A 7,939-nucleotide genomic window follows, 5' to 3' on the forward strand; every position below is an offset into this window, starting at 1 on the left:
ATCGAACTGAACGCATTCACCGCCATCGCATGACTGGAATCCGGCCGCGCTCATGACGCATCGTGAGTTTGCGTGAGTCTCGTACAGCACTCTGAACCCGCTCAGGATCGAGTGAGCAAATGTGAGTTTTGCATTTGTTTGGCGAGAATAAACTGCTAAGCGATTGCTCAGACTTGCATTGGTGTTTCGTTCTCTTCTAATCACGAGCCGGCTCGCTTTCTAACGCTGTCGAAATGATTTCGTCGCTGTCGGATTGACCGGGCCCCCCAATCGCCCGGTCACGTCGCTGGCACGGGCGCGACGCGGCCAGACGCCGCCAAAGCCGAAGGTTCTCGTCCTTCGACCGTCCCGTTCGGGCCTGCATTGGCTTACGGAGGAACGGTCATGCCCGCACGCACGCAACCCCGTCGTTTTCGCTTTCATCCCCTGAGCATCGGCGTCGCGCAGGCGATTCCGCTGTTGATCGCGTTGCAGTTCTACAGCGGCGAGGCGGCCGCGGCGTGTACACCGGCCGCGCCGGCCGACGGCGCGACGGTGAGTTGCACGGGGGTGCCGATCCTGCTTCCGCCCAATCCGAATTCCTTCCTCAGCAACGCGAACAATCTCGACGTGACCGTGCAGGCCGGCGCGATCATGAGCACGCTGCCCGGCGGCACCGCGATGACCTTCGGCGGCAACGGCCTGACGCTCAACAACCTCGGCGCGATCGACGCCAACGCCGCCGGTTCCCTGGTGCTGGCGCGCGCGCTCACCGTCGGCAATCTGTTCGCGCCCGGCGCGGGCAACGTCACGATCAATAATTCCGGCTCGATCGAAGGCACCTTCGACGGCACCTTCGGTCTGGGCGGCACGGCGATGGTGGTCGCCAACACCGGCACCACCACGGTCAACAACACCGGCACCATCGGCGTCAGCGCGCTGGGATTGTTCGATCCGGCCAATTCGATCGCGGTGGCGATCTACGGCGGCGGCAACGTCAACTTCACCAACTCCGGCACCATCAACGGCCGCGTCGCGTTCGCAAGTCCGGGCGCCGGCGGCAATACCTTCGTCAACGTCGGCACCATCAACGGCAGCGTTTCGCTCGGCACCACGCTGAGCAACGACACCTTCGTCGCGGTGACCGGTTCCTCGCTGGTCAATCCGTTGATTCCGCTGCCGCCGATCGGCGTGCCGACACCGACCTTGCCGCCGGGCCTGCTGACCTTCGGCGCGACCGGCACGGTCGATGCCGGCATCGGCGGCAACGACACTCTGGTGCTGCAGAACACCGCGGCCGGGCCGGGTTCGGGCACCGGCGGCACCGGCAATATCTCGGGGCTGCAATACCTGAATTTCGAAAACCTGACCGTCAACAGCGGCACCTGGACGCTCACCGGCGCGGTGGTCAGCGGCAGCGCGACGCTCAACGGCGGCCTGTCGATCTTCGACAACGCGCTCGCCTTCGGCCTGGGCCCGATGACCGCCAACGGCGGCGCGATCGAAGCCTCGTTGCCGGGCGTGGCGCTGGCGCAGAACGTCAATCTCACCGGCGGCCTGATCGTGCAGGGCGCCAACAGCCTGACCCTGGGCGGGACGCTCAGCGGCGGCGGCGGCCTGATCAAGAACGGCGCCGGCACCTTGTCGTTGCTGGGCAACAACAGCTTCAGCGGCGGCCTCGCGCTCAACGGCGGCGGGCTGACCCTGGGCAGCGCGAATTCGCTCGGCACCGGCCTGTTCCTGGTCGGCGGTCCGGCGACGTTGAACACCGCGTTCAGCGGCACGCTCAGCAATCAGGTGCAACTCAACGGCGCGTTGTCGCTCAACGGCGCCGGCAGCCTGAACCTGGGCGGCAACATCGCCGGCGCCGGTTCGCTCACGCTCAACAGCGGCAATCTGTCGCTGACCGGCGCGAACAGCTACAGCGGCGGCACGGTCATGGCGGCCGGTTCGATCGACCTGGGCAACGCCAACGCGCTCGGCACCGGCGCGCTGACCGTCAACGGCGCCGGCTCGCTCACCGGCGCGGCCGGTCTGGCCTTGAACAACAACATCGTGCTCAACAACACCTTGAACTTCGGCGCCGGCGGCGGTGGTGGCGCGTTGACGCTCAACGGCGCGATCAGCGGCGCGGGCGGCCTGAGTCTGGCCGGCGCGCCGGGGCTCACGCTCAACGGCGCGAACAGTTTCGCCGGCGGCTTCAACCTCGGCGGCGGCGCGTTGACGGTCGGCAACAACACCGCGCTCGGCACCGGCGCGGTGACGGTCTCCGGCGCGGGCAATCTCGACGCCAACGCCGGCGTGAGCCTGGCCAACAACTTCAATCTCAACGCCGGGCTCGGTATCGGCGGCAGCGCCAATCTCGCGCTCAACGGTACGATCGCCGGGCTCGGCGGACTGACCAAGAACGGCGCGGCGAACCTGACCCTCGGCGGCGCCAACACCTTCACCGGCGGTTTGAATCTGCAAGGCGGCGGATTGACGGTCGGCACCGACACATCGCTCGGCCTGGGCGCGCTGACGGTCAACGGCGCGGCCACGCTCAACGCCAATGCCGGCGTGAACCTCGGCAACGCGGTGGTGCTCAACGCCGGACTGGGCATCGGCGGCGCCAGCGACATCGCCTTCGGCGGGCTCATCTCCGGCGCCGGCGGACTGGCGTTCAACGGGACCGGCACGCTGGGCCTCAACGGCGCCAACACCTTCGCCGGCGGCGTCGATCTGGGCGGCGGCACGCTGAGCGTCGGCAACAATCTCGCGCTGGGCCTGGGCGGGCTCAACATCAGCGGCAGCGCGAATTTGAACGCCGGCATTCCGGGCATCGCGCTCGGCAACGGCATCAACCTCGGCGCGGGCGCGACGCTCGGACTGGGCGGCGCGAATTCGCTCGCGCTCGGCGGCGCCATCGGCGGCGCCGGCGGGCTGGCGATCAACGGCGCCGGCACCTTCACCCTCGGCGGCGCGAACAGCTTCGGCGGCGGCGTGAATCTGGGCGCGGGCAATCTGCTGCTCGGCGGCAGCGCCTCGCTCGGCACCGGCGCGCTCAATGTCAGCGGCAGCGCCAGCCTCGGCAGCACCGGCGCGGCCTTGAACCTGGGCAACGCGATCAGTCTCGGCGCGGGTGCGGGACTCACTCTCGGCGGCGCGGCCAACATCGACCTGGGCGGCGCGATCGGCGGCGCCGGCGCGCTGGGCTTCAACGGCACCGGCACGCTCAGCCTCAACGGCGCGAACAGTTTCGGCGGCGGCTTCAGTCTGCAATCGGGCACGTTGAACCTCGGCGCGGCCGGGGCGCTCGGCACCGGCGCGCTCAACGTCGGCGGGAACGCCAGCCTGAGCGCGAGTGTTCCGAGTATCTCGCTCGGCAATGCGATCAATCTGGCCGGCGGCGTGCAACTCGGTATCGGTGGAGCGGCGGACATTTCCCTCGGCGGCGCGATCGGCGGCGCCGGTGGGCTGGGCTTCAATGGCACCGGCACGCTCGCGCTCAACGGCGCGAACAGTTTCGGCGGCGGCTTCGACCTCGGCGGCGGCACGCTCAGCCTCGGCAATAATCTCGGCCTCGGTCTGGGCGGACTCAACGTCAGCGGCAGCGCGAATTTGAACGCCGGCATTCCCGGCATCGCGCTCGGCAACGGCATCAACCTCGGCGCGGGCGTTTCGCTCGGGATCGGCGGCGGTAACGATCTCTCGCTGGGCGGCGCGATCGGCGGCGCGGGCGGCTTGGCCATGAACGGCACCGGCACGCTCAACCTCGGCGGCGCCAATACCTTCGGCGGGGGCGTCGCGCTCAACGCGGGCACGCTGGGGGTCGGCAACAATCTCGCGCTCGGCACCGGCGCGCTCAACGTCGGCGCCAACGCGGGCTTGAACGCGACCGCGCCCGGCATCGCCCTGGGCAATGCGATCACGCTCGCCGGCGGCGCCCAACTCGGCATCGGCGGTGCCAACGATCTGGCCCTGGGCGGCGCGATCGGCGGCGCGGGCGGATTGGGCTTCAACGGCACCGGCACGCTCAGCCTCAACGGCGCCAACAGCTTCGCCGGCGGATTCGATCTGGGCAGCGGCACGCTCAGCATCGGCAACAATCTCGGCCTGGGCCTGGGCGGTCTCAACGTCAGCGGCAGCGCGAATTTGAATGCCGGCATCCCGGGCATCGCGCTGGCCAACGACATCAATCTCGGCGCGGGCGTCGCGCTCGGCCTGGGCGGGGCGAACTCGCTCGATCTGGGCGGCACGATCGGCGGCGCCGGCGGGCTGCTGATCAACGGCGGCGGCAACTTCACCTTGACCGGCGCCAACACCTTCACCGGCGGCGTCGGCCTGGCCTCGGGCAATCTGCTGCTGGGCGGCAGCGCGTCGCTCGGCACCGGCGGACTGGATGTCACCGGCAACGCGACCTTGGCCAGCACCGGCGCGGCGTTGAATCTGGGCAACGCGATCAACCTCGGCGCGGGCGCGGCGCTCGGCCTGGGCGGCGCGGGCGATATCACCCTGGGCGGCGCGATCGGCGGCGCCGGCGGGCTCGCCTTCAACGGCAGCGGCGCGCTCAGCCTCAACGGCGCGAACAGCTTCGGCGGCGGTTTCAATCTGGGCAGCGGCACGCTCAACGTCGGCACCAACACCGCGCTCGGCAGCGGCGCGCTGTCGGTCAACGGCGCGGCGAATCTCAACGCCGGCGCGGCGGTATCGCTGGGCAATGCGGTCAATCTCAATGCCGGATTGAACATCGGCGGCGCGAACAACCTCGGCCTGAGCGGCGCGATCTCCGGCGCGGGCGGCATCGCCTTCAACGGTCCTTCGATGCTGGACCTGAGCGGCGCCAACAGCTTCAGCGGCGGCGTCGCGCTCGGCGGCGGCACCCTGGGCGTCGGCGCGGATCTCGCGCTCGGCACCGGCGCGCTCAACGTCGGCGGCAACGCCAACCTGACCGCGAGCGCGGCCAGCGTCGCGCTCGGCAACGCGGTGAACCTGGGCGCGGGCGTATCGCTGGGCGTCGACGGCGGCAACGCCTTGTCGCTGGGCGGAACGATCGGCGGCGCCGGCGGACTGGCGATGAACGGCACCGGTTCGCTCAACCTCGGCGGCGCCAATACCTTCGGCGGCGGCGTCGCGCTCAACGCCGGCACGCTCGGAGTCGGCAACAACCTCGCGCTCGGCACCGGCGCGCTCAATGTCGGCGCGAACGCGGGCTTGAACGCGACCGTCCCTGGCATCGCGCTCGGCAATACGATCTCGCTCGCGGGCGGTGCGCAGCTCGGCATCGGCGGCGCCAACGATCTGTCCCTGGGCGGCACCATTGGCGGCGCCGGCAGCCTGGGCTTCAACGGCACCGGCACCTTGTCCCTGGGCGCGGCCAACACGTTCACCGGCGGGATGAATCTCAATGCCGGCACGCTGGCGCTCGGCAATGCCGCCGCGCTCGGCACCGGCGCGCTCAACATCGGCGGCGCGGCCAATCTCAACGCCGGCATTCCCGGGCTCGCGCTCGCCAATGCGGTGAATCTGAGCGGCGGCAGCGCCTTGAGCATCGTCGGCGGCAACGGTCTGGATCTCAACGGCGCGGTGTCGGGCAGCGGCACGCTGATCAAGGCCGGCGCCGGCACGCTCGGGCTCAACGGCCCGGTGCTCGGCTTCAGCGGCGGCCTGTCGATCCAGGGCGGCACGCTCAACGTCGCCAACCCGATCACCGCCGGCCTCGCCTCGGCGGCGGGCACGACCGCTAACTTCAGCGCCGGCATCGACAGCCTCAGCGTGACCGGGCCGGTCGCCGGCACGGTCAACCTCGGCGCGGGCGGCGATACCTTGAGCTCGACGCTGGCCAATCTCGGCGGCATCACCGGCGCGATCAACGCCGGCGCCGGCACCGACACGTTCTCGGTCGGCGGCACCGGCGACGGCACCTTGCCGGCGGCGGCGCTCAGCGGGTTCGAGAACCTGACCCTCGCCGCGGGCGGCACGCTGATTCTTCCGAGCGGCGCCACCGGCAGCTTCGACAACAGCACGATCGGCGGCAACCTGGTGCTCAACGGCAATCTGAGCGGCAACGCCAACGTCGCCGCCGGCGGCGGTCTGATCGGCGACGGTGCCCTGGCCGGTGCCTTGACCCTCGGCGGCACGCTCGCTCCGTCCGGCATCGCCGGCGCCGCGGGCGCGGCCGGCACCGGGCCGATCGGCGCTTCGCTCAATGTCGCCAGCCTCACCGTCAATCCGGGCGCGACCTTGCAAGTGCGGCAAACCGGCGCGGGCGTCGGCGACACGGTGGTGGTCGCCGGAGCGGCGGCGTTGAACGGCGGCCAGGTGGTGGCGATCCCGCAAGCGGGCAGCTATCAGCCGATTACCGACTACCGCATCGTTGATGCCGGCTCGCTCACCGGCGCGTTCACCGGCGTCAGCCAGACCGCGCTGCCGTTCCTCGACGCGGCCCTGGTCACCATCGGCAACGACGTGTTCCTGCGTTTGAGCGAACACGATGCCGGCGGCACCGGTATCCGCTTCAACGAGTTCCCCGGCCTGAGCGGCAACCAGCAGGCCGTGGCCAATGCGCTGCAAGCCATCGCCGACGCCGACAACGGCCAGTTGCCGACCTTGGTCGCGGCCGCGCGCGGCCTCAGCGCGGCGCAGGCGCCGCGCGCGTTCGACACGCTCAGCGGCGAAACCTACGGCTCCGTCGTCAGCGCTCAGCGCTACAACGCCGAGCAGATGCAGCGCAGCGTGGCGCGGCAACTCGACCGCGTGCGCGATGCCGGCGTCGAGGAAGAAAGCACGCTCGGCACGCTGTGGGCCACCGCTTACGGCGGCCGCGCCGAGTTCGACGGCGATCGCCTGGACGGCATCGACAACACCGTCGGCGGCATCGCGATCGGCCTGGAAGGCTCGCCCGGCGATCACTTCCGCTTCGGCGGGCATGTCGGCATGGCGCATTCGAAGATGGAAACCGACCGCCGCGACGACAAGGTCGATGGCGATCTGTTCAATGTCGGCATCCACTTCCTGTATGCGCCGGGCCCGTTCTGGACCCAGGGCGCGGCCGGTTACAGCTACGGCAGCTTCGACGCCGAGCGCGAAATCGCGGTGGGCACCTTCAACCGCCGCAGCGACGCGCATTTCAGCAACGACGGCGTGTACGGCATGCTCGAAGCCGGTTGGCGCTGGGACGGCGCCAGCGTGCGTATCGAGCCCTTGCTCGGCGTGTACTACAACAAGGTCGAATCGGCGACCTTCACCGAGCGCGGCGCGGGCGACGCCAACCTGATCGTCTCCACCGGCAGCTACGACACCACCACCGCCGGCATCGGCGTGCGCTTCTCCGGCGCGCCGGGCAGCGCCGCGCGCAAGTGGAGCCCGACCGCCGACATCCGTTATCTGCACGATCTGCAGGACGATCAGCCGGTGGCGCGCAACGCCTTCGCCGGCGCCACCGTGCCGGGCTTCACCGTCAGCGGCTTCGCCGCCGAACGCAATCGCTGGAACGTCGGCCTGGGCCTGCAGTACAAGATCAGCCCGGTCAGCAGCGGCTTCATCGAATACCGCGGCGATATCGGCAGCGACGACCGCGCGCATTCGCTCAACGTCGGCCTGCGCCTGGGGTGGGGCGGCACGCCGGCGGTCGCCATGGCGCGAGCGGCGCCGATGGCGGTCGCGTCGGCGTCGGTGGGCGATCCGGCGGCGAGCGATCCGGGTGCGAATCGCGCCGGCGATGCGGCGCGCTCCGCCGGCACCGCGACCAGCGCGGCGATGAATGCGCAAACGAATGCGCAGGCGGCATCCGCGCAGGGCTCGGCATCGGCATCGGGTTCGTCCAGTCCCGCCGCAGCGGCCGCAGCCGCGGCCGGCGCGACGGCCGGGGCGATCTCGGCGCAGAAGTCGGCGGCGTCTTCGACCTCGACCGCGGGCACGGCGGCATCGAACGCGTCCGCGTCGGGCGCTTCCGCTGGCGCGCAAGCGGCCGGCACCGGCG

Annotated in this window: 1 protein-coding gene; it reads left to right on the forward strand. The window is 70.4% G+C overall.

Annotation, left to right across the window (positions count from 1 at the left end; all coding sequences use genetic code 11):
* Positions 1-384 precede the first annotated feature (384 nt).
* Positions 385-7,939: autotransporter outer membrane beta-barrel domain-containing protein (locus J7J50_RS16125; protein ID WP_215057490.1), on the forward strand; the 7,555-nt coding region annotated here is incomplete at its 3' end.

The sequence above is a fragment of the Lysobacter sp. ISL-50 genome (assembly GCF_018612875.1).
In the GTDB taxonomy this organism is placed as follows: Bacteria; Pseudomonadota; Gammaproteobacteria; order Xanthomonadales; family Xanthomonadaceae; genus Lysobacter.